The 24,211-nt window shown below is 33.6% G+C and carries 24 protein-coding genes and 1 tRNA gene; 12 read left to right on the top strand and 13 right to left on the bottom strand.

Annotated features, from left to right (window positions below; all coding sequences use genetic code 11):
• Positions 1–25: 25 nt before the first annotated feature.
• Both GYM76_RS05570 and GYM76_RS05565 read right to left on the bottom strand, forming a co-directional pair.
• Entirely contained in the window at positions 26–793 is a 768-nt protein-coding gene (locus GYM76_RS05570) for a methyltransferase domain-containing protein (protein WP_220224827.1), read from the bottom strand.
• Entirely contained in the window at positions 783–1,520 is a 738-nt protein-coding gene (locus GYM76_RS05565; RefSeq protein WP_065734458.1) for a 1-acylglycerol-3-phosphate O-acyltransferase, read from the bottom strand. Before GYM76_RS05565 ends, GYM76_RS05570 begins: the two co-directional genes overlap by 11 nt.
• A gap of 86 nt (positions 1,521–1,606) precedes the next feature.
• Here GYM76_RS05565 and mnmD point away from each other — a divergent pair, with 86 nt between their 5' ends.
• Positions 1,607–2,320, top strand: a complete 714-nt coding sequence (mnmD, locus tag GYM76_RS05560; RefSeq protein ID WP_220224826.1) for a tRNA (5-methylaminomethyl-2-thiouridine)(34)-methyltransferase MnmD — start codon at positions 1,607–1,609, stop codon at positions 2,318–2,320.
• 42 nt (positions 2,321–2,362) lie between these two features.
• Here the strand turns inward: mnmD and GYM76_RS05555 are convergent, their stop codons facing one another.
• The 6 genes from GYM76_RS05555 to GYM76_RS05530 form a co-directional block, all read right to left on the bottom strand.
• Complete coding sequence (locus tag GYM76_RS05555) at positions 2,363–6,163, bottom strand: translocation/assembly module TamB domain-containing protein (protein ID WP_220224825.1); 3,801 nt, start codon at positions 6,161–6,163, stop codon at positions 2,363–2,365.
• 1 nt (position 6,164) lies between these two features.
• Entirely contained in the window at positions 6,165–7,883 is a 1,719-nt protein-coding gene (locus GYM76_RS05550) for an autotransporter assembly complex family protein (RefSeq protein WP_305054752.1), read from the bottom strand.
• 17 nt (positions 7,884–7,900) lie between these two features.
• Positions 7,901–8,440 carry a hypoxanthine phosphoribosyltransferase gene (hpt, locus tag GYM76_RS05545; RefSeq protein ID WP_065563227.1) on the bottom strand — a complete coding sequence of 180 codons (540 nt, stop codon included), beginning with the start codon at positions 8,438–8,440 and terminating at the stop codon, positions 7,901–7,903.
• A 124-nt stretch (positions 8,441–8,564) separates the two neighbouring features.
• The gene (gene tadA, locus GYM76_RS05540; protein ID WP_220224824.1) at positions 8,565–9,062 is read right to left on the bottom strand and encodes a tRNA adenosine(34) deaminase TadA; all 498 of its coding nucleotides are present in this window, start codon (positions 9,060–9,062) and stop codon (positions 8,565–8,567) included.
• A gap of 8 nt (positions 9,063–9,070) precedes the next feature.
• Positions 9,071–9,892 (bottom strand): 4-hydroxy-tetrahydrodipicolinate reductase, encoded by an 822-nt coding sequence (dapB, locus tag GYM76_RS05535; protein ID WP_065563229.1) that lies wholly within the window; start codon positions 9,890–9,892, stop codon positions 9,071–9,073.
• A 363-nt stretch (positions 9,893–10,255) separates the two neighbouring features.
• Positions 10,256–10,867, bottom strand: coding sequence for an FKBP-type peptidyl-prolyl cis-trans isomerase (locus tag GYM76_RS05530; RefSeq protein WP_220224823.1), 612 nt, complete (start codon positions 10,865–10,867; stop codon positions 10,256–10,258).
• A gap of 208 nt (positions 10,868–11,075) precedes the next feature.
• Here GYM76_RS05530 and bamE point away from each other — a divergent pair, with 208 nt between their 5' ends.
• On the top strand, positions 11,076–11,519 hold the full coding sequence (gene bamE, locus GYM76_RS05525) for an outer membrane protein assembly factor BamE (RefSeq protein ID WP_065563231.1): 444 nt from the start codon (positions 11,076–11,078) through the stop codon (positions 11,517–11,519).
• 86 nt (positions 11,520–11,605) lie between these two features.
• On the opposite strand, the gene GYM76_RS05520 is transcribed toward bamE, so the two are convergent.
• Positions 11,606–11,977, bottom strand: a complete 372-nt coding sequence (locus GYM76_RS05520; RefSeq protein ID WP_220224822.1) for a DUF5362 family protein — start codon at positions 11,975–11,977, stop codon at positions 11,606–11,608.
• 382 nt (positions 11,978–12,359) lie between these two features.
• On the opposite strand from GYM76_RS05520, the gene dusA reads away from it, so the two are divergent.
• The 4 genes from dusA to GYM76_RS05500 all read left to right on the top strand — a co-directional run bounded on the left by dusA (position 12,360) and on the right by GYM76_RS05500 (position 16,488).
• Positions 12,360–13,322 carry a tRNA dihydrouridine(20/20a) synthase DusA gene (gene dusA, locus GYM76_RS05515; protein ID WP_065734452.1) on the top strand — a complete coding sequence of 321 codons (963 nt, stop codon included), beginning with the start codon at positions 12,360–12,362 and terminating at the stop codon, positions 13,320–13,322.
• Between the two features lie 96 nt (positions 13,323–13,418).
• Positions 13,419–15,434 (top strand): DNA helicase Rep, encoded by a 2,016-nt coding sequence (gene rep / locus GYM76_RS05510; RefSeq protein ID WP_065734450.1) that lies wholly within the window; start codon positions 13,419–13,421, stop codon positions 15,432–15,434.
• Between the two features lie 270 nt (positions 15,435–15,704).
• Positions 15,705–15,781: transfer RNA gene (locus tag GYM76_RS05505), tRNA-Arg, on the top strand.
• Positions 15,782–16,014: 233 nt separating this feature from the next.
• Entirely contained in the window at positions 16,015–16,488 is a 474-nt protein-coding gene (locus GYM76_RS05500) for a hypothetical protein (RefSeq protein ID WP_220226182.1), read from the top strand.
• Positions 16,489–16,681: 193 nt separating this feature from the next.
• Here the strand turns inward: GYM76_RS05500 and GYM76_RS05495 are convergent, their stop codons facing one another.
• The 4 genes from GYM76_RS05495 to GYM76_RS05480 all read right to left on the bottom strand — a co-directional run bounded on the left by GYM76_RS05495 (position 16,682) and on the right by GYM76_RS05480 (position 20,001).
• Complete coding sequence (locus GYM76_RS05495) at positions 16,682–16,954, bottom strand: hypothetical protein (protein WP_220226181.1); 273 nt, start codon at positions 16,952–16,954, stop codon at positions 16,682–16,684.
• Between the two features lie 668 nt (positions 16,955–17,622).
• Positions 17,623–18,444 (bottom strand): DUF3037 domain-containing protein, encoded by an 822-nt coding sequence (locus GYM76_RS05490; RefSeq protein ID WP_220226180.1) that lies wholly within the window; start codon positions 18,442–18,444, stop codon positions 17,623–17,625.
• Entirely contained in the window at positions 18,431–19,228 is a 798-nt protein-coding gene (locus GYM76_RS05485) for a HipA family kinase (RefSeq protein ID WP_220226179.1), read from the bottom strand. The genes GYM76_RS05490 and GYM76_RS05485 overlap by 14 nt, the downstream gene beginning before the upstream one ends.
• A gap of 77 nt (positions 19,229–19,305) precedes the next feature.
• Positions 19,306–20,001 carry a helix-turn-helix transcriptional regulator gene (locus tag GYM76_RS05480; RefSeq protein ID WP_220226178.1) on the bottom strand — a complete coding sequence of 232 codons (696 nt, stop codon included), beginning with the start codon at positions 19,999–20,001 and terminating at the stop codon, positions 19,306–19,308.
• 422 nt (positions 20,002–20,423) lie between these two features.
• On the opposite strand from GYM76_RS05480, the gene GYM76_RS05475 reads away from it, so the two are divergent.
• From GYM76_RS05475 to GYM76_RS05450, 6 genes are all read left to right on the top strand, one after another.
• Positions 20,424–21,173: a hypothetical protein gene (locus GYM76_RS05475; protein WP_220226177.1), complete on the top strand. Its 750-nt coding sequence runs from the start codon at positions 20,424–20,426 to the stop codon at positions 21,171–21,173.
• A gap of 2 nt (positions 21,174–21,175) precedes the next feature.
• The gene (locus GYM76_RS05470) at positions 21,176–21,829 is read left to right on the top strand and encodes a hypothetical protein (protein WP_065563240.1); all 654 of its coding nucleotides are present in this window, start codon (positions 21,176–21,178) and stop codon (positions 21,827–21,829) included.
• Positions 21,830–21,991: 162 nt separating this feature from the next.
• Positions 21,992–22,402 carry an antiterminator Q family protein gene (locus tag GYM76_RS05465; RefSeq protein WP_065563241.1) on the top strand — a complete coding sequence of 137 codons (411 nt, stop codon included), beginning with the start codon at positions 21,992–21,994 and terminating at the stop codon, positions 22,400–22,402.
• 364 nt (positions 22,403–22,766) lie between these two features.
• A complete protein-coding gene (locus GYM76_RS05460) occupies positions 22,767–23,075 on the top strand; it encodes a phage holin family protein (RefSeq protein WP_065563242.1) in 309 nt (102 codons plus the stop codon).
• The gene (locus GYM76_RS05455; protein WP_220226176.1) at positions 23,075–23,515 is read left to right on the top strand and encodes a D-Ala-D-Ala carboxypeptidase family metallohydrolase; all 441 of its coding nucleotides are present in this window, start codon (positions 23,075–23,077) and stop codon (positions 23,513–23,515) included. Before GYM76_RS05460 ends, GYM76_RS05455 begins: the two co-directional genes overlap by 1 nt.
• A complete protein-coding gene (locus GYM76_RS05450) occupies positions 23,512–23,865 on the top strand; it encodes a hypothetical protein (RefSeq protein WP_220226175.1) in 354 nt (117 codons plus the stop codon). Before GYM76_RS05455 ends, GYM76_RS05450 begins: the two co-directional genes overlap by 4 nt.
• Positions 23,866–24,211 lie beyond the last annotated feature (346 nt).

Genomic DNA, 24,211 nt, shown 5'->3' with positions numbered 1-24,211 from the left:
TAAGGGACTACGCTATCTCAAAATCTTAATTTAATAATTTTGCAGTAACTAAAATATATCTAGCTAAGTTAATATAAGGTTCGCTTTGGCAGTATTGTTTTTCAATTTCTAATAACTGATCAAAATGAGTTTCTGCTTTTGACTTATTAGTTAAATAGTCATGAAAGACTCGGATTCCTGTTTTATTCGTAATCTCAAAACTTTGTTCAATTAGCCATTGATACACTTGATTTGGATCACGAGGATAATCAGGCGATAAGGTTTTCTTTTTGCGTTTAGCAAGTCCTGATTGAGTATATCCAAAGTTACCTAATGTCACCGTTTTAAATAATAGTCCATGATAGTTATAAAACATTAAAGATAAATAACCTTCTTTTTTTAGATGTCTTTTTAAAGATTGGACTATCTGTACAGGATCAGCCACCCACTCTAATACAGCATGGCAAATCACAAGATCAAAAGGTTGATCGATAAACTGATCAAGATTTTGAATTGAACAATTAATAAAGTTTAAGGTTAAATTTTCTTGCTGCGCTTGATGGCTAGCTAAATCAAGCATTTGTTTGGAAATATCACAAACAGTTATATTGTGTCCTAATTTGGCAAGTCTACGCGCTATTTGTCCTTGACCACCACCAGCGTCAAGGATGTTGATAGGTTTAGGATATTTGGCCAATATGGTTTCAAGTTCTTGCCAAACAATAGCTTCTCGGATTTTGCCTTTAGTTGTACCATAAATATTTTTAGCAAATTTATGGCTAATATCATCAAAATTACGATCGTTAACAGTCATATTTATTATTTAATTTAGTTACTTCTAAATTAATTTGAGCAATTTTTTCTGACATTTGTTGATAACATTGTTCCATCAAAGTTCTTGCATCTTCTTTACGTAAATTTTTTGTTTCAATAGGTGATAGCATTTCGACAATCATATGACCATTATTGAGGCGATTTAGCTTAATGTTATTCGTATCCGATACACAAATTGGCACAATAGGGACTCCAGCTGCAATAGCTGCTTTAAATGCGCCTGTTTTAAAGGGTAACAAACCTCGCCCTTTACTACGGGTTCCTTCAGGAAACATCCAAATTGATATACCACGTTTTTTTATTTCTTTAACGACCAAATTAATCGTATCACGAGCTTTTGATTTATTGTTACGGTCAATCAAAATATTTCCTGTAAGGTAATAAAGTTGACCAAAGAATGGAATCAAAGCAAGACTTTTTTTGCCTACTGTAACTGTTTTAGGCTGTACAATATCAGCAGCGACAACCATATCATAATTATTTTGGTGATTAGCAATAAATACACAGCTACCTAAATTTTCAATTTCGGGGTATTTACGAGTATCGACTTTTACTCCTAATATTGGTTTAAAGAAAAAGCTGAAAAGATGGGCAAATCGAGCCACATTTTTGGGGTTGCGAGGATTGAATAAGCAAAAAATAACGCCTAGTACACAAGTTAAAATACCAATAAATAACACGATGATTAAGCGAAAAAGAAAAACCATAATTTACCTCATAAGTTAACTTGGCGTATTATATACGTAATCTATAAGAATATACAGTTTGTTAAATATCGCTTTGAAGGATGTTTATGCACGAATCAACAATCATTTGGGATGAAAATCAAACCCCAATTTCTCGTTATTTTGATGATATCTATTTTAATACCAACGGCGCAATCGATGAAACACGTTATGTGTTCATTGAAGGAAATAGTTTATATGAGCGTTTTTTGCAACATCAGCGCGAAATCTTCACTATAGCAGAAACAGGTTTTGGTACAGGTCTAAGTTTTTTAATTGCTTGGCAGATATTCAAACAATTTAGAGAGAATAAACCTAATAGTCCTCTTAAAAGATTGGATTTTTTTAGTGTTGAAAAATATCCTTTATCTGAAAAAGAAATGTCAAAAGTTCATAGTAAAATAATCAACAGTAATGATTCTTTGAGTTTACTAGCCAAACAATTAAGAGATTCTTTAAACGAGTCTCAAAGTATTGTTTTAGATGATACTCATTTAGTTATTTGCTATGACGATATCACTCACTATCCAAAGTTTTTAAAACAACAAAATTGTTTGATTGATGTTTGGTTTTTTGATGGTTTTTCACCTGCAAAGAATCCTGAAATGTGGTCGGAATCGCTTTTTAAAAAGTGCTATGACTTAACGAATGAAGGAGGTTCTTTTGCTACTTTTACTGCGGCAGGATTTGTTCGACGTAATTTAATCAATGCAGGTTTTAATGTCAAAAAACATAAGGGATTTGGGGTTAAGCGAGAAATGCTTATTGGTAGTAAATCTTAATTTAGTTTGCCAATTTTGGCAAACTAAATTAGATGTTTGAAATTAATTAAATTCAAATTGATAAATAAGATCTAAAGTTTGTGCTAGACCAGAAGCAGCTTCCACGTATAAATTTGGTAAAAGTCTATATCGTAAGGTAAACGTTGCTAATGAGTCAAAAATACCTACACCATATTTTAATTGTAGATTAGGTAAAATATAGCCACTTACTACCACTTTTGAATTATTACCTGCTCCTTGAGTATTTAAAGTAAGATTTTTAATTCCAAAAGCATTACCTATATCACCGATGAATTTTCCTGTTTTTGCTGTCCCAACACCGACTAAAAATGCCGTCATCATATCGTTGTCACTCTGATCGGAGCTATCAAGACCTTGACCTCGAATTAAATAAGAAAGTGCTTCTTGTTGTGACATAGCTGGATCAGAAAATATTTCGATCTTAGGATCTTCTGTAGATCCTTTAACTCGAATCCCTGCTGTAATATTGCTATTATCCATTGAGTCAGGATTTCTTATTGCTTCTATGTCTAAGATAGCTTGATCGGTTGGTCCTGAAAAAGTGACAACGCCTTTGTGGATAATTAAATCCTGTCCATAGGCATGGAATCGACCATTAGGAATAAGAATTTCACCATGTAAATCCAACCCTTTATTAGTCTGTGTTGCGATCAATTTCCCTTTTAATGATGCTTTTAATCCAAATGCATCGACCGTGACGTTATCACCAATATTGATTTCGATATGACTATTAATTTTCATACCAAAGTTTTGTGGTTGAATTTGTTTATAGTTCCTATCCAACATTACTTCATCAGGAGAAACATCAATACTTGAAGGCGGAAGTGAATCAACCGTAATTTTACCTTTTGGAATTGAAACTTTACCAAGTACCGTTAGTTCATCTTGCGTTGCCTCGATCTTAATGTCTGGAATGACAGACATAACAATCATTGGCGGTACAGTAACCTCCATAGCGGCACCATTTACAGTTATATTAGCTTGCCATTTTTCGAAGTTATTCCAACTAGCTTGGCCATTAATATTGATATTTCCAGATTTAGTTACTAATACACCTTTTAATGTTGATGATTTACCATTAAATTTAATATCAACCATAGCGGATTTTACATCAATTGGTAATTGATAAGTCTTAATATCACTATGTCTTAAGTTGATGCCACCATTTAAGATTGGGTCCATTAATGAGCCAGAGAATTTGATATTACCATTGATAGCGCCTTTGGCATATTCATCTTTACTCAATAACGGATTCACAATCGCTAATGCCAAATTGTCAATATTCAATTGGCCACTTAACTCTTTTTTGGCGGTAGGATCTTTAATTAATAAATCACCAGTGATTTTTCCTAATTTATTTAAACTAAAACGCCAATCTAGCTTAGCTTGTTGCTCATTAAATTCTGCATTGATATTGAATAAATCAAATGGAATCGGCAAAGCTTGATTAGTGATCATTTGTTTAACATAAACTTTATTACTAGTTATATTTGCTTTGATACTTGGAATTTTGCTTGAGTCATCAAATTTAATATTTGCCTTTCCATTTATGAAACCATCAATTTTAGTTTCACCATCATTTGGAATAGGTAACTTAGCCAGATCAATATCTTTTAATGTAATTGATGTTTCATTATTTGGCGCAATAGAAAATGATTTATCTAAACAGATACTTGAAATATTATCACGCCAACAATGAGCGCCAATAGTTGGAATTTCTTTAGTGATATCATAAGAAAGACTGATCGGCTTGGTTAATTGCCAACGGCTCTTATCACCTAATGTTATTAAACTACGTGGTATATTTCCAGTCCATATAATACGTTCTTTATCAAGTTCACCTGTTAAAGAAGTTGTCATGGAAAGAGGGCTACCATCAAGATTGATGGTTAATGTGTGATGAGCTTCATTACCTGAAAGTTCTATGTTAGCTTTTTTGATACTTTCACTTGTAATATCGATATTTTGACCAACTAGATTCAATTGACCACTAAATTGATTGGTATATTGAACTTTGCCAGTTAGGTTTGCCTTGGCTATCGAAATAGTTTCATAACTTAATGCGTTAATATTTAAGTTCGTGTTAATAACAGGGGAAGCACTATTTCCTGTCATTTTAATATTACCTACAACAGCACCATTGAGATTATCAGCCAGTAATGATAAAGCACTTAAATTAAGTTGCGCAGTCAAATTTCCCTTATCTGTAGAACCATTGATGTTAATTTGGTTTTTACCCCAAACCATTTCAAGGTTATTGGCTGATATAGCGTGGTTAGAATCGGCAAACAAATTACCATTAGCTGAAAAGTTTGCTTGTTTTATATTACCTTTTAACTGCATATCCGGTATATTTAATTGCCATGAATCCTCATCGAATGCCCCTGTGGTTTTTAATTGTCCGGCTAAACGAATAGGGTAGGCAGGTAATTCTTTAGTAAGATCAACATTATCTAATTTTATATTAGTATCCCATTTTAAAGCTTTTTGCCAATCTAAATAACCTGTAATATTAATGCTACCTTGAGGTAATTTAATATTAGCATGATCAAAGGAAGCTGATTGATTTGTTCCATTACCAATAACGTCGAAACTGGTATCAGGTAAACCTTCACCTTTAATATCGCCTTTGGCTAGCATATTATATTTTTCGGTATTTCCATCTAATGCGATATCAAAATTATCTAACTGATATTGTGGCTTACCTTCAATTGGCCATTGAATATGTTTACCATTGATTTTAGCCATTAATGGTAAATATTTCTCAATAAAGTTAATTTGCCCATCAATAGTAATTTGATTCAATCCGTTAATATTGGTGTAAGTGGACAATTGACCTAATAATTTTCCTGAAAACTGTCCATTAAGATGATTACTTTCAGTATCCACTTTCACTAAAGCAAAAATAGGCCAATCATCGCCTAAGGTAATCTGCCCTGATACAAAAGCATGTCCATTGGCATATGGTGTTATAGCATCAGTTTCAACTTGTTTTACAATAATATGATTATTAATCATATCCGTTTTAATATTAACCTGGTTGAAATGGTAATCTTGACCACCAATATGTAGCAACCAATTGTTACCGGTTAAACTAGTAACATCAAAATCTAATGGAATATTAACTTGTGGTAGTGACGTAATTAGAGGTTGATTAAATATTTGGTTAATTTTTTGATTTAATGGTAAATCATCATTTGAAGTAGTAATTGATTTATTATCATCAGTATCGGCAAGGATAGCTGATAAATCCATAGCAACTGATGGATAAACATAAATTTTTTCATTCACCCATCTAGCTTTACCTGTAAAGTCTGACATGCCAAATTGCATATCATTGACTTTTACATTGACATTAGTGATATGGGTCTGCTTAAGATCAATTGGTAGTGGTGTACTAATTGTTTCTCGTTTTTCGGGAATAGGTTCATCTGGTGAACGATTGATTTTGTCAGTATCAATAATAACGCTTACACCATCAGCATCAAACTGTTTGACACAAATTTTGGTTTGAATCAAACATGAACCATTCAATTTGAATTTTGCATCTTTTACTTTAACATCAATGCCCGGAAGTTCTAATGACAGCCCTTGAAGGTGTAAATTATGAAAAGTGCCATCTACTTGTTCAATTTTTAATTCGGGTAAAAACTTATTAAGTACGTAAGTTGTTAGTTTTACACCTAAACTGGTATAGATCATCAAAATAATAAAGGTGATGAGAAAAACAAAAATGGATAACACGACAATACTGCGTTTTTTCCACTTTCGGATTCGCTTTATTTTTTCAGCTTTTTTTACTCTATTTGGATTTTTTGCCATTTTATAATTCGCTTCCCAAACCAATATATAGATGTATTGAGCCTTTATCTTTTTTGTTTAGAGGTGTTGCTAAATCGAACTTAATTGGGCCTACCGGTGAAGCCCATCGAACACCTAAGCCTGTACCTGTATAAAACTTAGCTTTATCGACTTTATCTATCGCTTCACCCGTGTCAATAAATGCCGCTCCCCACCAAGAACCAGTAACATTGTATTGATATTCAGCAGAACCGGTTATCAGTTTTGACGCGCCTTTTAATTTACCTTTTTTATCTTTAGGTGATATGGATTGGTAACTATATCCGCGGATGCTTCGGTCACCACCAGCAAAAAATCTGAAAGAGGGCGGAACTCGTTCAAAGTTACTGGCTTGGATAATGCCGAAATTACCTCTAGCAATGAATCGATGAGATTGATTTATTGAACGAATCCAAGTTTGTTGCGTTTGAAAACGCACTAAATTGATATCAGATCCTAACGCATCAGCACCGCCTTCAATTGAAAAACGTTGAGAATCGCCCCACATAGGCAATAACTTACCATCATTACGAACACGCGAAATACTAACTGATGGATAATATAAGTTGGTTTTGTAACTGTCATCACCTTGGGTGAAGTTGTCTCGCAACATATTTAAGCCTAATGCTGTTTGCCAACCATCAAAGTTATCCCAATTACGAAGCACGCCAAATGTATAAGATCGAGAATAAGTATCGTTATTATCGATTTTCTTATAACCACCTTGAATCGTGTAATATTGTTCAATCGGATTTTTTTTCAATGGGATTTTATAGCTCATCGTAATAATCTGTTCAGGCGATGAGAGGGATAAGCTACTTTGAAAACTCTGTCCTCGGCTATTAATCCAAGGTTTATTCCAACCAATTTTACCATGCACACCATTATCGGTTGAAAAGCCTAAACCTAAGTCCATTGCATTTCTTTTTCTAGGTGTTGTTGCAACTTCAATGGGTAATGCTTTATCTGCTGTAAGATGAGGAAAATCTGGTGTAACCACAACAGAATTAAACCAGTTAGTTGAACTAAGACGGCGATTTAATAAAGATAAATCTTCAGCAGAGTATTCATCACCTTCTTTAAACGGTACAATATTTTGAAGATAATCCTGACGGATTTTTGCATTAGGAAAATTGACTTTACTAAATTTGTAACGCTTACCTGTATTAAAGTCGATATTCCAAAAAGCTTGATGATCAAATTGAGCTATCGCCAATTGATGAGTAGGCATATCTGCGTCAAAGTACCCTTTTTTTAACGATATGCTTTGTAATCCTTTCTTGAAATTCTCATAAGTGCCATGGTTCAACACATCACCAATTTTAGGTAATTGTGTCGCCATTAATTCTTGAAAATCTTTATCTTGTTTCCCTTCACCATTCAGATTGATATTTAATTGTTTTATTCTAACAGGTTGTCCAGGAGTTATTTTTACTGATAATACTTTAGGATCGGTTTCATCATATTCAAAAGTAGGGGAATAATAACCTAAAGCACGTAGTGCTTTTTGCGTTTCACTCTCAAAATAACGTTTGAAATTTGGCGTATTATTAATCTTATCTGGCGTAATTAAAGAAAGGCGCGCGTCGACATTTTCTTCAAGCTCTCCAGACAATCCTTTAATGGATAACTTCATATTTGCATAAGTTGATGCTGTCGTAACCATTAAAAGTAAGCATAATGAGCGAGAAAATCGTAACACATACACCTCGATAATGTTTAAGATTCAAGTAATTTCACATGTCCAATATAAGGTAAGTGGCGGTAATGTTGTGCATAATCGATACCATAACCAACCACAAACTCATCAGGGATGGAAAATCCAATATATTTAACAGGTACTGCTACTTCACGCCGAGATGGTTTGTCTAGTAATGTACAAATTTCAATACTACGCGGATGACGCAACTTAAGTATTGCCATCACTTTGCTAAGCGTATTACCTGTATCAATAATATCTTCGACAATTAACACATCTTTGTCGCGAATATCTTCATCTAAATCTTTTAATATTTTAACATCTCTATTACTTACCACCGCATTGCCATAACTCGAAGCCGTCATAAAATCGACTTCATGCCCGACAGTAATAGCACGGCTTAAATCAGCCATAAAAATAAACGAACCTCTTAACAAACCAACTAATATAAGCTCGTTTTGACTTTGAGCATAATCTTGGCTAATTTGTTGTCCTAATTTACTTACTCGTGTTTGGATATCTTCAGCCGATATCATCGTTTCTAATGTGTGCTTTTTCATCAATAATGCTCAGTGTACTTTAAAAAAATCAGAACAGATTTTAACAATTTTCATAGGTAAAAAGAATTAATTTTTTATCAAATAATTAAGAAATGATTAAAAGAATTTTCTTTTAAATATTAAATTAATCTTCAATTGTTTTGAGGATTGATTGTTTATTCTGCTTTTTTTGTTGGCGGCGCTTCTGAAAAAAAGCGCTTAACATTGAACTACACTCATCAGCCAATACGCCACCAATGATTTGAGCATAATGATTAATTCCTGTTCGGGAAAGAATATCAATGTAAGAACCTGCCGCACCAGTTTTAAAATCACTTGCTCCATAGACCACACGCTTGATGCGACTATGAATGATTGCACCCGCACACATGATACAAGGTTCAAGGGTGACATATAAAGTTGTATTTACTAATCGGTAATTCTTTTTATGCTGACCGGCTTGTTCTATTGCCATAATTTCCGCATGAGCAGTTGGATTATGATTAATTATTGATTGGTTATAACCTTCACCAATGATTTGGTTATGTTCATCAACAATAACCGCTCCAACAGGAATTTCGCCTAGTGATTCTGCGTGTTTTGCTAATTCTAATGCTCGTCGCATCCAAATTTCATCTAACATACTCAATATTATAGATTGTTTAAATTAAGCACATCGCGCATATCATAAAGTCCTTCAGGTTGCTCAGCAAGCCATAATGCAGCACGGACTGCACCATTGGCGAACGTCATTCGGCTTGAGGCTTTATGGCTAATTTCGACTCTTTCGCCAATATCGGCAAAAATAGCCGTATGCTCACCAACAATATCACCAGCACGAATAGTTGCAAATCCAATAGCGCCTTTTGGTCTTTCACCGGTATGTCCTTCTCGGCAATAAACTGCGCGGTCGTTTAAATCGCAGCCTAAAGTATCAGCAATTGCTTCGCCCATGGCTAGTGCGGTGCCAGAAGGTGCGTCAACTTTATGACGATGATGTGCTTCTATAATTTCGATATCAGTATAACTACCCATAATTTTAGTCGCTTTTTCAAGTAACTTGAGCACTAAATTCACGCCAACGCTAAAATTTGCAGCAAATACTATAGCAATTTGCTTAGCGGCTGTTGCAATAGCTTTTTTGCCTGCTTCATCAAATCCTGTTGTACCGATAATCATCATTTTCTTATTGTCTGTACAAAAAGCTAAATGAGCCAGTGTGCCTTCAGGACGAGTAAAATCGATTAATACATCAAATTGGTCTTTTGCCTGTTGTAGATTATCAGTCACTTTAATTCCACAGGCCCCAATTCCGGCAAGTTCACCAGCATCGCTACCGACCAATGATGATCCTTCTCGTTCAAATGCTGCACCTAATGTAACCCCTTCTATTTGTGACACAGATTGAATAAGCTGTCGCCCCATTTTTCCACCAGCGCCAGCAATAGCGATACGAATCATACTTGTAGCCATATAACTTTCCTTAACTTTTTTATCAGATATTTATAACAAATTATTATAGCGGAAAACTTTCAAGTTATATACTTAAACAAAATGATATACATTTCATGCTTTATGAGACTAAGTCGAAACTAAATAGCAATAACGGATGCCATAAGACGGCACTTTTAACCATATTTTTAAGAGGATTGATTTGAAGGGGGCATTTTTGCCTATTGCTGATAATTTACACTTTAGTCAAAAAGCGTTGTCTTATTTTATAGATAATACTTGCTTGGTATATCCATTTTTTATTGCGAAATATTGAGAGATCAAATAAAGCAATTGATTTGCGATTGAACTTGATAATATGGACGCGAATGCGCCCATATAAACTTATAGCACTTTTAATAATTCTACATCGAAAATTAATGCACTATAAGGAGGAATTGAAGCGCCAGCCCCTTGCGAACCATAGGCTAACTCTTGAGGAATATATAAACGCCATTTTGAACCTTCTGGCATTAATTGTAATGCTTCAACCCAACCGCGAATCACACCATTGACAGGGAATTCAGCTGGCTGTCCTCTTTCAACTGAGCTATCGAATACCGTACCATCAATTAACTGTCCAGTATAATGGACTCGAACACGGTCTGTTGCTTTAGGGAATGCACCATCACCTTGTTTAATAATTTCGTATTGTAAACCAGATTCAGTCGATTTGATGCCATCTTTTTTTAGATTCTCAGCTAAAAAGTCCTTACCTGCTTGGGCAATTTTTTCTGCTTGTTTAGCTTTTTCTTTAGCTGCTTCTTCATGAACATGACGAAGGGCATCATGCAATTCTTGTAAAGGTAAAGCCGGTTGATTACCGCTTAGCACATCTTCCATAGCAAGTTTCAATGCATTTAACTCTAAATTATGTAAGCCAGATTCTTTTAGCTGTTGGCCAATTTGAAGTCCAATTGCATAACTTGCTTTTTGCTCAATTGTATCTAATTTCATTTTTTACCTGTCATTTGTTGAGAATAGTTTTTTATTATAGAGCATTAACATTCGAGATAAAAAGTAAAATATTAACAGTTGTTAATTATCATCAATATAAGCAAACATTTTATATCCTATTACCTAAAGTTTTTTTTATTTTATCTAGCGCTTAGTCAAAATATCAGCGATAATAAGCGACATTATATATTTGAATGGATTAATTTAGATGTCGTTTTTCAAACTTATTCCGCTTGCAATTGTGACTAGTATATCGATAACTGGTTGTTCACTTGTTGACCGTTTAGTTTATAGACCTGATATCAATCAAGGTAATTATATCTCTCCAGAAGCGATTGAATTATTACAAGTTGGTCAATCCAAAGATCAGGTCGTATTTATTATGGGCTCGCCAATGTTAACTTCAGCTTTTGGTGGCAATGTTTGGTACTATGTTTTCCGTCAACAACCTCAACATGGAAAATTAAGCCAAATTAATTATGCTATTTACTTTAATGAGATGGGTATAGTTACTGATATTAAAACTTCGTCTTTAGAAGGTTCTTTATCTTTAGAAGAGATGAACCAACAGGGTATTTCAGACCCAATTAATATAAAATCTGATGATGATCAACCGAATAGTTCACGTCCGCCACAAGCCCCTGAAGAGTAACAATCGGAATATAATTTTCAAAAAAACCTCGTCATTCTGCGAGGTTTTTATTTATTTAATTCGATAAATTATTACTGTGGAAATTATTAGTGATTAGCTATAGAAGCAATGATTGAAAAGATGATTAAAAAGTAGATAAAGAAAAGAATAACTGTACATATAATTCCAATTAATACATATTTCCAATACCCATGTAAATTTCTGATAGCTTCAGTAAAGTCTTCTCCTCTACCGAGGGCTGCTGCTAGACTAAATGCACTACCGGATTGAAAAAGTTTAACTCCGTTGATTATTACTGGAATACCAACAATAGCTGTAATTATACCTAAACAGCTAATTGCACCTATAACAATATTTACTACGCCAAAGATTTGTTGCATAACTCCAATAAATCTCAATTGGCTTTTTAACAATTCTGTTGATTTAATTAAAATAGTATCTGTATTATCTGTTAACATTTCCATTCCTATCACTACCAATTATTATATTTAAAAAAATGCAAGTCAGAATAACACGTTATTTACCTATGTCGAGGTAAATTTGTTTAAGAATTGTACATTGTTAACTTTTATATTAATCACATCATTCAAAGGTAAACCCCTGAAATAACGAAACGACTAGCTCCAACGTGCATTTGAGTAAGATAATTAAATGAAAAAATAGTACCACTGGGAATGATATTAGAAAAAGACTTTAAACATCTTAAAATTAGCTGCTTAATGCCTGATTGAGGCTAAAGTGTATTTACAATGAAGGTTTAAAGAGTGTAGATGAAGTTGTTCCAAGTATAATAATATTTTAATATAACCAACAAAGACAGTTTTAATCACCGGTATATCAATGAAATCAACCTTAAATAAATTTTCTATAGCTCCAATGCTCGATTGGACTGACAAACATTGTCGATATTTTCATCGAATATTAACTAAACAAACATTACTTTATACCGAAATGGTAACCACTGGCGCAATTTTATATGGTAAAGGAGACTATCTCGCTTTTAATGAACAGGAACAGCCAGTAAGTTTACAATTAGGTGGAAGTGATCCCATAGCTCTGGCTAAATGCGCTAAGTTGGCAGAGGAACGAGGATATAATGAGATTAACCTTAATGTAGGTTGCCCATCAGATCGCGTTCAAAATGGTATGTTTGGTGCTTGTTTAATGGGAAAAGCTGATTTAGTCGCAAATTGTATTGATGCCATGCAAAAAGAGGTAAATATACCTGTCACGGTAAAAACACGCATAGGTATTGATAACCAAGATAGTTATTCATTTTTATGTGATTTTATTGAAAAAGTGATGCCATATACCGATACATTTATTGTTCATGCTCGCAAAGCATGGCTTTCTGGGCTAAGCCCAAAAGAGAATCGAGAAGTACCACCACTTGATTATGAGCGAGTTTATCAGCTAAAGCGTGACTATCCGCAGTTAACTATCGCCATAAATGGTGGGATTAAAACCATTGAAGAAATCAAACATCATCTAAACTATGTTGATGGTGTCATGGTTGGGCGAGAAGCTTATCAAAATCCAATGCTATTAACTCAGATTGATCAGCAAATCTTTGGAGATGATACGCCAATTATCGATCCTATTGTCGCAATACAAACTCTTTATCCATATATTGAAACACAACTTAGTCAAGGCGGACAACTCAATCATATTATGCGACACACCTTAGGAATATTTAATGGTAGAAAAGGTGCAAAACAGTGGCGACGTTATCTTAGCGAAAATGCGCATAAACCAGGAGCGGGAATTGAAGTTGTTGAACACGCGTTAACTTTCATTCATTAAAGAATTTTGTCTAGCTTAATTGGTCATGCGTCTGATTGCGCGGGATTGATAAATCAGTATATACTAACGAACAATTTTACTTAGGACTTTTCTTCTGTGCGTTTAAATCCAAGTCAACAACAAGCTGTGGAATATGTTTCTGGGCCATGCCTTGTATTGGCTGGTGCGGGTTCGGGCAAAACTCGGGTAATCATTAATAAAATAGCTTATCTAATTCGAGTCAAAGAGTATTTACCTCGTCATATCGTTGCCGTGACTTTTACTAATAAAGCTGCACGAGAAATGAAAGAACGTATTGCTCAATCGCTAAGTAAGCAAGAGGCAAGAGGTCTGAAAATTTCAACTTTTCATACTTTAGGCTTAGATATTGTTCGACGAGAACATAAACACCTTGGTATAAAATCTAATTTTTCATTATTTGACGACCACGACCAAATTGCTCTACTCAAAGAACTAACACAACAATGGTTCGATGGAGACAAAGATCTCATCAACCAATTACGCTCTACCATCTCAAATTGGAAGAATGATATCGTTGATTCGACAGTTGCAATGGCTAGAGCACAAACCAACAAAGAAAAATTATTTGCTCACTGCTATCAACTTTACGAAAAACAACTTAAGTCTTGCAGTATATTAGATTTCGATGATCTAATCTTACTACCTACATTGTTACTAAAAACAAATGAAGAAGTTAGAGAAAAATGGCAAAACCGTATCCGCTACCTGCTTATTGATGAATATCAAGATACTAATACCAGCCAATATGAATTTATCAAATTATTAGTAGGTAGCCGAGCTAAATTTACGGTTGTTGGTGATGATGATCAGTCGATTTACTCATGGCGGGGGGCTCGCCCTAAAAATTTAATTTTACTAAAACAAGACTTTCCTAAGTTAGAAGTGATTAAATTAGAACAAAATTACCGATCATCAGGAAGAATTCTAAAAGTTGCTAACATCTTAATTGAAAACAATCCGCATATCTTTGAAAAAAAATTATTTTCAGAACTCAGTTATGGTGAACATTTAAAAGTGATCTCCGCCGACAATGAAGAACACGAAGCGGAAAAAGTTGTTAATGACTTAATTGGTCATCGTTTTGCTAATAATAGCCAATACGGTGAATATGCTATTTTATATCGCGGAAATCACCAGTCTCGCTTAATTGAAAAAATGCTAATGCAGTATCGAATACCTTACCGAATTTCTGGTGGGACATCTTTCTTCGCTCGCATTGAAATTAAAGACTTAATGGCATACCTACGCCTATTAACTAACCCTGATGATGATAATGCTTTTATCCGCATTATTAATACACCAAAACGAGAAATAGGGCCAGCAACTATCCAAAAACTGGGTGAATGGGCAAATCAACGTGGTGTAAGTTTATATCATGCAAGTCATGATATGGGGCTAACCGAATTATTATCAGGCAAAAGGATGGAAACCCTACATGCCTTTATCCATTGGTTCGATTCTCTGATAGAAAAATCACATTCCGAACCAATGGCCGCGATTCATGAATTATTACATGGGATTCACTACGAAAGTTGGATCTATGAAACGTCTACCTCACCAACAGCAGGGCAGATGCGAATGCGTAATGTTGAACAATTAGTTAGCTGGCTAAATGAAATGTTACAGGGTGATGAAATAGACGAAGCATTAACGCTAGAACAAGCAGTAGCAAGATTTACGTTACGTGATATGTTAGAGCGAAATGAAACTGAAGAAGAGCTAGATCAAGTACAGTTAATGACATTACACGCTTCAAAAGGCCTCGAATTTCCTTATGTTTATTTAGTTGGTATGTCTGAAGGGGTATTACCTCATCAAACAAGTATTGATGAAGACAATATCGAAGAAGAGAGACGACTTGCTTATGTAGGCATAACTCGAGCCCAAAAAGAGCTAACCTTTTCATTCAGCCGACAGAGAAAACAATTTGGTGAAACAGTTTATGTTGAACCAAGTCGCTTTTTACTCGAACTTCCACAAGACGATTTAGCTTGGCAAGATCAGCGTAATGAACTATCACCAGAAAAGAAAATGCAACAAGGTCAAAGCCGGTTAGCGATGCTAAAAGCGCAAATAGCTAGCGCAAAATAAATTATCTATATATCAAAAACAATTAACTACTGCTCAAATTATTAAAGTAATTTATCGCAATAATTGAAAAAAAAGTTGAGGAACGGGGTTTTTGAGATCGAATAAATGAATATTTTTTTATTTTTTCTGATTATTAGTATTGAATTTATTGCCGATAACGTCAAAATTGACGATATTTTGTCTATATAGATTGATAATCAATTAAAAAGCATTGACGGATCAAAATAGCTTTATATAATACTCAGCGATTAATCACTAAATCCAATCGATGTCTCCTTAGCTCAGCTGGATAGAGCAACGGCCTTCTAAGCCGTAGGTCACAGGTTCGAATCCTGTAGGGGACGCCATTAAAGCTATATATAATCAACGAGTCTTAAGTTTAATCCTTAATATCTTTACATACTCTATCACACTATTTAAAGTGTTTACGTCATAATAAATTTTAATAATTAATAATTGCATTAATTTAATTAAATCAATATTATAAAATGAATGTTATAAACGGTATTGATAATTCTATAATATTCGTTTATCCATATTATCATTTTCAAAATTATTAGAATTTATAAGTGAGTATTAATTGAGTATTAAAAAAATTCGAAACATTATCTTAAGTATTATTGTTTCAGTTGTTTGCTATTTTTTTGTTAACCAGTTTGATCTATTTAATAAAAGGTCTATTAGTGGCCAACTCTTTAAGATTTCTCAGTCACTGAATGAACGCACTCCAATTCGTCTAGATCAATTTACTATGTTGACCACATCTTATGCAGAAAACAATACATTAACTTATAGATATATTGTTGAAAAAATTAATTTTAATGAGATAGATAAAAGTGAAATTGATAAATTCCGTGATTTTCTGTTTTCTCAAATAAAAAATGATGGTTGTACTAATGATCAAATTAAACAATTATTAAAAAAAGGCGCAATTTTTCAATATCTATACTCCACCGAGGAGAATAAATATTTGTTTATGATTACCTTAAAAGAAAGTGATTGTTCAGGCGTAAAGCCTATTAGATACAACAAAATAAAAAAGAATCTAATATGAACGTCCGTCATCTATAAAATCGTCGTTCTGAATTTGCCTGGTTATTAATTTTGGTTCGTTTTTTTTACGCTTTTTATTAACCCTATTTCATATTTAAATATTGCAAATTCAATTCATTAACGACAGAATTATTAGCATAATATTTAGGAGCTTTAACTTTTTTATATGGGATAATTAATCTTTATTAAATTTATTAATATGATTGATTATTATATTCAAAGCGAGCTTGCGAATAACAGATGTCAACAATAAATTGGTTATAAATATCATCATCAATACTTTTACTTTCCAGTTTGATTTTGAGTAGTTCGATGATTTGCCAGTCATTGTCATTACCAAAGTTTTTAATTAGTTCTTCGGCTCGGCTTTCAATCCATTCATCCTTAGCATCTTGCATTTCAATATTGTTTAACATATTGCAGTAAGCGCTTTCGTAACCATTTTCAACCAATTTATGTAACTGCATAACTCACCTCGTAGCAATCTGTAGCATCCAGTAGAACAAGCAAAATAATCCACCTAAAATCACAAAGTATGTGCAAAAGAGGGCAAACTTTATTTCGCTGTCTGTTAACTCATAATCCTTGTGAAATCTATCTTTGATTTTCATATTCACAAAATCTTTATTAGTCATAATCACCTCGAAAAAAGACCTCGCTTGGAGGGCAAATAGGATGTAGCATTGCGCCGTCTTTCCGAGCTGTCAGTATTTGCTCAAACTCAAGCCCACTCACTGAATGGGCTTTGATTTGAATTTAATTAGCAATCCTTATTTACTAAAGAACTTGATGGCTAGTCGGTCTCTATCGAGGCTAGGAGTGATTTAGTCGCTCACCCGATGCGTACTCTTATTGATTGCTTTCCAAAACAGCTGTACTTTCATATGCCTCAGCTAGCTACTTGAACCTTCTTAACTTGTTAAATAACTCGTGGTCTTGTTTAACTTTGTTGTTAAGTTGATTTGTTTTGATACGACAATGATAATATAAGTTATCATTAATGTCAATAACAAAAGTTATCACAAGGAGTGAGGTTATCGGTGGTTATCAGTGGGCTGTATCTATAGGGGATTGATGCGGATTTTAGGCGTGAAGAAACCCGCATGAAGCGGGCGGGATCAGCTGTTTTAATATGTTAATTATAAATCTTCATTTGTGTACTAGCGGCATTAAATATATGGTCGTAATACGTTGACATATCTTCCTTGCTATTAATGTTGAATATTGAGTCCGCATAATTATCTATAAGATTTAATTGTGGTATTAATTTTTTATCTTGTTGACTGTCAACGCTAGCGTAAATTACAAATGAATTAACATTTCCAGATAATATACTCTTGGCTTTCGAGATTGTTATAGCTTTCAAGGCTGATTCTCCTGTTTTTTGTTTGTTATTGTCAGTTCTTAAATCAAGAGTTTCAGTTAAGTGGTAAGCGCCATTTTTGAGTAATAATTCAGCATATATACCTTCACCTTCAGCTATTGGATAATTAGTTACTACTCTATGGTTTGAAATATCAGATAGGTCCCTTCCTAAAATGCCGGCTTTATCAAATACATTCTTTAATTGTGTGATAATTCTTTTATTTTGAGTGTTCCTTTTTTGTAATCGGGGTGACGCGACGTATTTTTCAAACAAAATATCGACTTGTTTTTCATAAGTCATACTTTCCCTTAAAGTAAACATTCCTGGGCTTGATATAACTATTGAACCAGAGAATAGCTTATAGAAATTTTCAGAGTCAGTGTTTAATTGATATAACCAATTAAGATCTTCTGTAAAATCTTGTAATGATTCTAACGTTAAATTTTTTGTTATGGCTTGTATTTTGTTTTTCTGTTGAAGCGTTCTAATATCTAGGTTTTCATTAAGATAAATAATAATACCAACATTAATAATCTCACCTTTAACATGATCAGGCGATAGCCTTATAATGCTATATTTATATTGATTCATTTTTTATCTCCTCTATAACCAAATCAATTTTACTTAATCTGGCTGGACTTTGCCACCAATCAATTAAATTAATTTTTAACTCCTCATTAACCCACTGGCTTGGCATTTTGCTAAAAATATCATCAATTTTACTTACATCTATTAATTTTAATTTATCTAAGATTTTTAGTGCGCTTTTTGTGTATTCATCTTTTATTCCCGTTATTTTTTTTATGTAACTCCAAGAATTCGATGTGTTACAATTTGGGAATGCGCTAAGGTCTACCCCTTTGGGCCAACCTAAAACAAGTGATGATAGACTGAAGTCAAAAGCTTGAATATCAAATGAATTACTTCTATTTACAACATACAAATAATTGTTAATATGTCGATCTATATTGTAAATAAATAAATCAAAAGCATGTATGGCCCATAATTGTTTTTTAAATTGTTCACTTGCATTTTTTATTCTATTTAACCAACTTAATTCATTTAAATTGGTTTTATCACAAGCTAACTCTATTCTTGATCCAAAATAGTAATTGCCATTATTTTTATCTAATAATATTTTATAGTTAGGGATAGGTAGCCCGCAAATTTCAGCTAAATTTGAACACAACCATTCAGCAGCAGGGATCTGATTTGGGTTAGGAACTGAAACATGTTCGTTGTAACCGTCATGAATACCTTTTGCAGCATATTCTTGCCCATCATCAGCAATAACAAACATTTTTAAATGAGCTGTCATAGTATTAGCAGGTGCCTTGTCTGTTATTTCTAAAGCAAACAACGAACTTTGTTCCATAATTATTCCTTACCGTATTTCAATTATCTGTTTTTCTCTTTCAAAAAACCGCTGAAGTGGTTATTGCTATATTATTATCAATCCAATATAGACGACTGCCACCAAACACGCCCTAATATAGTTATTTCATCTTGAGATACTATTTCGTCATCATAGCCAATATTATAACTTCTGATTTTAACTTGGTTGCCTGGTATTTTTTCTAGAATCTTTATTCTTAATAATCCGTCGTGATTTATTGCGTAAATTTTACCATCACGGATAAGTCTATCTGCCTGATCTATTGCTACTGTCGCTCCATCTCTAAATACAGGTTCCATACTGTCTCCATAGACAGTTAGACATACAGTGCATTCTTTATCAATTCCATATTTTCGCATTGTTGATTTGGATAGGCGTAATTTATATCCGTTATAATCCTCGATATCATTAGTGAAACCATCACCAGCTGCCAGCCGTACATCTTTATAAAATGGTACTTCAATCTCATCATCATCTAGTGGTGTTTTACTATCCCAATCTCCGATAGTTCCTAGTACTGTCGCATTAGATTTATTTTTGTTTTCTTTGGCTTGTCCAACGCCTTTTGTTAACCATATAGGATCGACGTTTAATGCGTTAGCGATTTCTAATATTTTTCGTGATGTACTGGATTTTCCTGAAAGCAATTTTTGAATAGCTGGTTGGCTAATTTTTACTTTCTCGGCTAGTTGATGCTGAGACAGCCCAGATTCTTTTAATGCTAAATTTAGTCTATCTGTAAATGTAGTCATAGTTTCTTCTCGGTTTATTGATTTATTAATTATATAACTCAAGTTATCACCCATCAAATAACAATAGTTATTGATTTGCTCAATAACTTTGGTTATTATTGATAATAAATATTATCGACAGGCTTAAAAGATAATAATTGAGACTGCTGCAAAAGCTATCCATATTTTAGGAAGTTAAAGGAGATAAAAAATCACTATTAGATTACACAAAAGGGGGTATGGACACATTAAAAACTAAAGTCAATGCGTTCGAAACCTTACAACACTTGCAAGTGATAAAACAATCAATTCAGCACAAACATAAAATTTATCCGATTGTTAGATTAAAGGCATGTATCCACGATTTAATAAATTACCAAATAGTGACTGAAATTATTTATAAAAATGATATCAATTTTGCTGAATATTTTTGAGGTAAAACAATGAATATAGTTGAAATATTGAAATTGAAAGGAAGACCCAACGCCTATTATCCAAAAATGGCTAAGCCGTTAGGTGGTGTTAATGCAGCTGTTTTATTTTCTCAATTATTTTATTGGCAAGATAAAGCTATATCTGATTTAGGGGTGTATAAAACGCGCGATGAACTTGAGGAAGAAACTGGTTTATCTCACAACGAACAAAGAACAGCTATAAAAAAACTACAAGATAAAGGCGTTTTGATAATTACTGAAAAGCGATTAGATCATAAAACTTTTTACAAAATTGACAATAAAAAAGTCAATGAAATTTTAGCTAATTTCGCCAAATCTATTAATCATTTACCGCGAAATGAAGAAAGTAATCACCCCGAAGTAGACATCGTAGATTTCGGGGAGGCTAGAAAGTCGAGTTCGTTATTTCAAGAGATTACAACAAAGACTATTACAGAGAATACTACAAATATTATTGCGGATAAACCACAACCCCAAAAACGGGAGTTGCCTAATGATTTTAAACCCAACGATCATCATCGAAACATAGCACTAAATGAAAATGTCAATTTGGATACTGAATTTATTAAGTTTAAAGATTATTGCTTGGCTAATGGGAAAAAATATATTGATTGGAACGCTGCATTTAATAATTGGCTACGTAATGCAGGGAACTATAAAAAATCGAATCACTCTCAATCAAGATTTATGACTCTTGCAGAACGTAATCGAGCTGTCTTAGAGAGTATGAGGAGCTGATTATGGCAAAAATCTCAGATGGTTTTTTAGCAATTATTGGTGGACTTCTTGAACTCTACGGACAGCAAGCGAGTACAACTAAAATCAATATTTATTGGTCAACACTTAGTCAATACCCAATTGATTCATTGCGCAGAGCAGCCAATGTATGGGTGCGTAAAAGTGAATTTATGCCGAAGCCTGCTGATTTAATTAATTTAATGGGTGGTCCTAATAACCATTTATCACCCGATGAGGCATGGGCAATAGCAATACTTGCTAGTGATGAAACTAATACTTTGGTTTGGACTAAGGAAATAGCAAAGGCATGGGCACAAGCTGAACTTGTTTATCGTAATGGCGACAAAATTGGAGCAAGAAGAACTTTTATCGAAGCTTATGGACGTTTAGTTAACTCATCAATGATGAATGGCAAAAATGTAGAGGTGTTTGTATCACTTGGTAGCGATAAAACAAAACGTGCTGATGCAATTAATCGTGCTGTTTTCATTGGTTTATTAACACCAGAAAAAGCTAATTGCTATTTGCCAAAACCAGAAAACACGATCGCAATGCTTGAGTTTAAAGATGATCAGGTTTCTGCAAAGAGTATGGAGCATATCGCTAACATTAAAGAGATGTTAAAAAAAAGCAGAACTTGTATTAAAACTGATTAGCCTTTGTTAATGGCGACTTTATTAGATGTTTAACAAAATAGTAAAAGACTGTGTATTAGGATTAACAGCAAATGTAGCAAAAAATAAATATAAATCTATAAAGCAAGTCAATAAACGAAACATTCGGAACAATGTAAGCAAATCGAAGGGATTAATACTGAAATGAATTACAAAACAACGGCAAAAGTGAATGAAGATTGGCAAAGTAGGGAGAGAGTAATGAGAGAAACTAAAGATATTTTAACTGCATGGAAAAATACGCGTATATTGAAAAGAATTGGAACTGAATATCCTTCAAAATCGGCTGTTTTTTTGGGAGCGCCAACAGATGTTGATTATCGCCAATATTTAACAGAAGATGAAGCTGAAATTGTTGATAATGCGGTACTGATTTTAAAAAATGACAATTATTCTCAATGGATTGTATTGACCGCATATTATCTGCGAGGTGTTTCGTGTAACTCGCAGGCAAAAGCAATTGGGAAGCGTCCACACGATATCATTAATTTATTGAATCAAGCCGAGATGTTTATAAGAGGAAATATTTATCAATATTTTAAAAAAGTTTCATAACCGCTTGACTTTGCGCAAATGCGCATATATAATAAGTTAAGAATGCGGTTTAGAACGCATATAGTTAAGCCCAGCTAATTAGTTGGGTTTTTTTATATCTATATTATTCTGTTTTTTTCTAGAAAAAATAATAATCAATACGCTAGCTACTAGCTTAATTCCTTTTTTGCCAACCTCATTTAATGAAATACTAACTGTGATTTTATTTCTGTTGTAGTTATTTTAATTTATTTTCGTTTACTATATTTTTTATATCAATATTTTGACTATTTGCTCATCACTGAATCGATAGCAACGCTAGACTCAGCCATAACTCACATCCAGCTAGTATGCTGCCACTCATAACTAATAAGAAGATTTAAATATGCCGATAAAAGACCCTAACAACGTCAATTGGACTGTTGTTGTGTATTTATTTTTTGTTACTTTGCTTGGTTCTCTATCAAGTTATTGCTATCAGTTCCTAAATGGAAATAAATTTAATATTGGGGTGCTATTTGCGCAAATATTTATATCGATATTTGCTGGAACGCTTGTTGTATTAGCCGCAAGTTATTTTAATTGGGACTTTGAGTTAGCAGGAGGTATAGCTGGCTTAGCTGGATGGTCAGGTGCGGCGTTAATCAAGGCATTAGAAGAACAATTAATAAGAAAAGCCAAAGGAGATGATTAATGAAATTAACTGAACATTTCACGTTAGAAGAATTTACACGTTCATTAACTGCTAGTCGTTTAAAAATTGATAATTCAGTCCCCCAAAACTTAATGCCAAATGTGCAGTTAACAGCCATAAAGCTAGAACTTGTTAGAAAAGCATTAGATAAACCCATTATTATCACCTCTGGATATCGCTGTCCTGCATTAAATGCAAGAGTAGGAGGAGTATCAACAAGCTCTCATACTAAGGGCTTAGCGGTTGATTTTCGTTCATCATATGGTACCCCTAAAGAAATATGTCAAAGATTGATTGATGCTGGCGTTCAATTCGACAAACTTATCCAAGAGCATAATCAATGGGTACACATAGGATTTAGTCCTAACAATAACCGACAAATAGTATTAACAGCCGTTAAGCAAGGTGGTAAAACTATTTATAGGAGCGGTTTGCTATGAATAATGAAAAGATATTGAGCATATCATTAATCATTATCACTTTTGCTATTTATTTTTGTTATAACAATTTTGAAGAAAAAAAACGATTAAAAGACGCTAATGCTGAGCTAACTAATCAAATAAATCAGTTAGAGCAAACCATATCTAGAAACAACCAAATCATCGCAGATAACGAATTATCAAAACGTGAACTAGAAAAACAATCACTAGAACGGCAGGAGCAAATTAATGAGCAACTCAAAGATAATGATTGTGCTAAGCAGTTTGTGCCTATGCCTGTTTCTGCAAGCTTGTACAACCGAGCGAAAGGCATACGTGAATCGACCTATAACAGCCAATCTATTAAGTGACTGTTTACCAAATTTACCACCTAATCCCATGACTTTTGGTGATAGCCTCCGATATAACGAGCATTTATTAAATGTCATTGAGAAGTGTAATGCAGATAAAAAAGCTATCAAACAAATTACTGATCAATAAATAGCGTATTAATTGAGTATTACGGCGATAAAATTATGACTTACTCAGCTAATTTATATAACTATCTTCTATTTACTCAAAAAAGTAAGTATATACATGGACCTAACTTCAAAAATGCTCATTGGATCAAATTGACAAATAATTAAAGAAACGATGTGGCGATGTTAACTGATAGGTTATTGTTGAATTGTAGTGGCTCAAGTTTGTTGTCTCATA

The organism is Gilliamella sp. ESL0443 (assembly GCF_019469165.1).
GTDB classification, from domain to species: Bacteria; Pseudomonadota; Gammaproteobacteria; order Enterobacterales; family Orbaceae; genus Gilliamella; species Gilliamella apicola_E.
The sequence above is the reverse complement of the archived record's forward strand: the minus strand, read 5'-3'. Positions and strand labels throughout refer to the sequence as shown.